Origin of the sequence: Psychromonas hadalis ATCC BAA-638 (assembly GCF_000420245.1) — a bacterium.
Classification (GTDB): domain Bacteria; phylum Pseudomonadota; class Gammaproteobacteria; order Enterobacterales; family Psychromonadaceae; genus Psychromonas; species Psychromonas hadalis.
The window spans coordinates 1-3,375 of the sequence record NZ_ATUO01000243.1 but is presented as its reverse complement, the minus strand read 5'-3'; the positions used below and the strand labels follow the sequence as shown (position 1 = coordinate 3,375).

5 protein-coding genes are annotated in these 3,375 nt (G+C 33.9%); 4 read left to right on the top strand and 1 reads right to left on the bottom strand.

The annotated features are described in order from the left end of the window. Window positions 1–253 precede the first annotated feature (253 nt). From G322_RS0118160 to G322_RS0118150, 3 genes are all read left to right on the top strand, one after another. Window positions 254–634 (top strand): hypothetical protein, encoded by a 381-nt coding sequence (locus G322_RS0118160; RefSeq protein ID WP_022943108.1) that lies wholly within the window; start codon window positions 254–256, stop codon window positions 632–634. Window positions 635–789: 155 nt separating this feature from the next. Then, window positions 790–1,053, top strand: coding sequence for a hypothetical protein (locus tag G322_RS0118155; protein ID WP_022943107.1), 264 nt, complete (start codon window positions 790–792; stop codon window positions 1,051–1,053). A gap of 470 nt (window positions 1,054–1,523) precedes the next feature. Then, window positions 1,524–1,820 (top strand): hypothetical protein, encoded by a 297-nt coding sequence (locus G322_RS0118150; RefSeq protein WP_022943106.1) that lies wholly within the window; start codon window positions 1,524–1,526, stop codon window positions 1,818–1,820. A gap of 117 nt (window positions 1,821–1,937) precedes the next feature. Here G322_RS0118150 and G322_RS0118145 read toward each other — a convergent pair whose 3' ends face one another. Further along, entirely contained in the window at window positions 1,938–2,240 is a 303-nt protein-coding gene (locus G322_RS0118145) for a hypothetical protein (RefSeq protein ID WP_022943105.1), read from the bottom strand. 228 nt (window positions 2,241–2,468) lie between these two features. Between G322_RS0118145 and G322_RS21990 the strand changes: the two genes are divergently transcribed. After that, a complete protein-coding gene (locus tag G322_RS21990; protein WP_211217181.1) occupies window positions 2,469–2,879 on the top strand; it encodes a GNAT family N-acetyltransferase in 411 nt (136 codons plus the stop codon). Window positions 2,880–3,375 lie beyond the last annotated feature (496 nt).

Genomic DNA, 3,375 nt, shown 5'->3' with positions numbered 1-3,375 from the left:
CGCACATTCAGCCAGTAATTATTAATGTAAATTGTGATAATGTTATTCTACAGCTTCACTCAATGACAAGTTTTTGAAAAGTAAGTTATTGAATTAATAAATAATATAAGTATCTTGTTAGCTGTTTTGTAATCTATATCCAACTAACAAGTTGCTTAAACGGAAAAATAACAGTTGGCCATCGCTTCGCGATTATAGCCAACCATTATTTTCCGCTTAGCAAAGCGTTATACGTACATGGAGAATTTCGCACATGAAATCTAAACTTGAAATTTATGCTCTTGCTGTTTGTTTTGCCTCGATGATTTGTATTATTATTTCATCTGCAATTGCAAGTTACTCTATTATTTCAATGATTGCACCTGACATTACAATGAACTCATACCAATATAATGAATATCAAAGTAATGATGCGTATTGGAACATAATAAAGTGTTGCAATTCTGAAGGCAAAAACAAACCCGGAATTGAAGAGCAAGAATTAACTAAAAAAAGAAATGATGCATATATTATTGCTCTTTCTAATGAGAAGCATAACGGTTTACAATCTCTTGTTAGCTCTCTTATGTTTGTATTCTCAGGAGCCATCGCTTTATTTACCCACTGGATAATTGCTAAACGCTCAAGAGAGTAAAGTACGTATAACAAGTATTTTCAAGACGGACAATTAACAGCGGGCTGTTGTTCGTACCTCACACATTTTAGCCCACTATTAATTGCCGCTTAAAATGGCGTTATACGAATTGATGTGCTTGATAAATAAATTGTAATCAATGTAGAGAATTAGTTATGAAAAGTGGAATGTTAAGAGATTACAGCGAAGACATGTATAAAATTTATTTTGAGATAGGGGAATACCAAGAAGTAGGTTTAGGTGTTCTTACCGCATTTGTCGGTGATCTTCATTCAAAACATATTTTACATTTAGAATTTGGATACGAAGTAACAATGCCTATTCAATGCATACCAGAAGCAGTAAGACTTTTGAACCAAGAAAATATAGCGATTTACCAAATAGTACGTGGTGAAAAAACAAAAGAAAAATGGCGTTAGTCGTTAAATTCGTATAACAAGGCATTTAAACGGAACTAAAACAGTGGGTTACGTTTCGCTTCGCTACACATTTTAACCCACTATTTTTGTCCGCTTAATGCAGCGTTAGGCCTCAGTGTTTCCCACAAAATTATTTAGGTACTTTGTAATGACTACAATAAATTTTAATGAAAAAAATCAAAATTTACAGATGTTTTTTATGATAAATTATGTTTAATTACTCTTCACAAAGGAGCAGAACAAACTGTTTTTCTTGGTGAAGGTGGTTATGAATTTAAGCTTCAAGAAGTTGAAATCAAAAATGATGGATTCCTCTGTGAATTTGATAATAGAGATCTAACTAGATTTCCAGCGAGAGTTAAATCACTTGCTTCATTTTTAGCTGAAGTAAATGCATATGGAAAATATAAAATATCGCATCATTCCGGTGAATGTTCAATTCAGAAACTAGTGGCATAAAGGATGGTATTATGAAAGTTAGTACTTGGTTCGGCTCTAAAACTTATGGGATTCGAGTAGGTATTACAAATCGAAATCAATATTTTGATTCTTCATGGGAGTCAATACTTGTGGTTATTGATGAGGATGAGTACAGATTCACATTGACTAAAGGCTTTTGGAATAAATGTCCTGAATTTAGAGATAAGGGGCGACCAATAATTAAAAATTGGCTTTTGAAGCATAAAACCTTAAATTGGCCAAAAGGACAAACTCCTAAAATGGAATTACTTTCTATGAATGCAAATAAATTCAAGCTAATCCCATAATAAGGCCTAACAAGTCATTTAAACGGAAAATTAACAGTTGGCCATCGCTTCGCGATTATAGCCAAACCATTAATTTCCGCTTAATGAGGCGTTAGGTGTACTTATCTACGGTCTTAATTAATCATTATTAATTGAAACTATTTCATAAGCAGTTGAATTAAAGGTTGAATTGAAATCACGATCACCAGTAGTGCTTATCCACTCACCGCTTTCATCTTCTGACATTCCACTGCTAATTTCTTGGTAATCTGAATACTCATGTGAATAAGCGACTAAACGCGCACCATTCCAACTAACAATTTTAGTTATCCAATGTTGTTTTGGTTCAAGAAACTGACCCTCATGGGGGATTATTACATCATTACCACCAAAGCCACTCGTTGCAACTCTCTTGCACCCTGCATGTTCACGATGACGCACAAAAAAACAAGTTTTATGGTGTCGCCTGCCTTTATTTCCACTCCATTTTTATCAAGAAAGATGGATGGTTTTGTTTTTATATCCATGAAAATTAGTCCCTATAATTATTAAATGCACACCTAACAAGTCCAATTAAATCCGACACACTACAGTTGCCGCTTCGCTATAAACCCAACTTCCGCTTTGCGGTTTATTGGGAGGTTATACAAATTAAGGTACTAGCCAGGCATGATTGAAACAGAGCGATTGATTTTAAAGCCAGTAAGTGAGACAGATTTCGATATATATAAAGAAATAATGTCTTGCCCGATTATGAGTTCATACCTCCCAAAAGAAGCTCCTTACAGTGATGAGGAAGTTTTTCAACATGTAGTGAAAAAAATTGAACATTGGGAACAAGGTTTTGGCTCATTCATTGTATATCTAAAAAGTGAACCAAACGTTAAGCTTGGTTATGCTGGTGTAGAAGTTTCTCCTAACATTGAGTGTAGTGACATCAGATATGGATTTAAACAAAATGCTCAAGGTAAAGGATATGCATATGAAGCTGCAAAAGCTGTGTTGGAACATACTTTTATGTTTAGGTCAACACATGAAAATATATGGTGTAGCGGTGAAAGAAAATATCCCATCGGTTAAAATTCTAAAAAAATTGGGAATGGATATTGATGATACCGTTGTTATTTATGATGATAGTAAATTAGTTACTCTATCAGTTAAAAAAATTGTATAACAAGCTGTTTAAACTGATAAAAAACAGTTGGCCATCGCTTCGCGATTATAGCCCACCATTTTTTACAGCTTAACAGGGCGTTAGTTGCCCTAAAAATTGATGTTCTTATTTAATTTTCAAAGGTTATAAATTTGGGTTTAATTTGCTAAATGAAAATCAATATTACGTTGTGAGTTTCCTAAGTCTGTTCATACCGCCTGATAATGCTGTCACTAATAGTCGTCTGCGCGTGTTAACCAAATAGGCAGCTTGCGCCATTAATTCTTGCTTTTTATAGGGCGGTATTCTGTTTTTAGTTTTTGTTTCAGAGTGTGGCATTTTGAGATTGTTGAAAGCTAATTTATGATCAGTTTCTAAGTGCTAAATTAGGTTAAATATCAACGTGAGTTTATTGGTGATTTA

Bases quoted from the DNA above. Each gene is read 5' to 3' on its own strand.
- G322_RS0118150 (WP_022943106.1), top strand. From the start codon at position 1,524: ATGAAAGTTAGTACTTGGTTCGGCTCTAAAACTTATGGGATTCGAGTA.
- G322_RS21990 (WP_211217181.1), top strand. From the start codon at position 2,469: ATGATTGAAACAGAGCGATTGATTTTAAAGCCAGTAAGTGAGACAGAT.
- G322_RS0118155 (WP_022943107.1), top strand. From the start codon at position 790: ATGAAAAGTGGAATGTTAAGAGATTACAGCGAAGACATGTATAAAATT.
- G322_RS0118160 (WP_022943108.1), top strand. From the start codon at position 254: ATGAAATCTAAACTTGAAATTTATGCTCTTGCTGTTTGTTTTGCCTCG.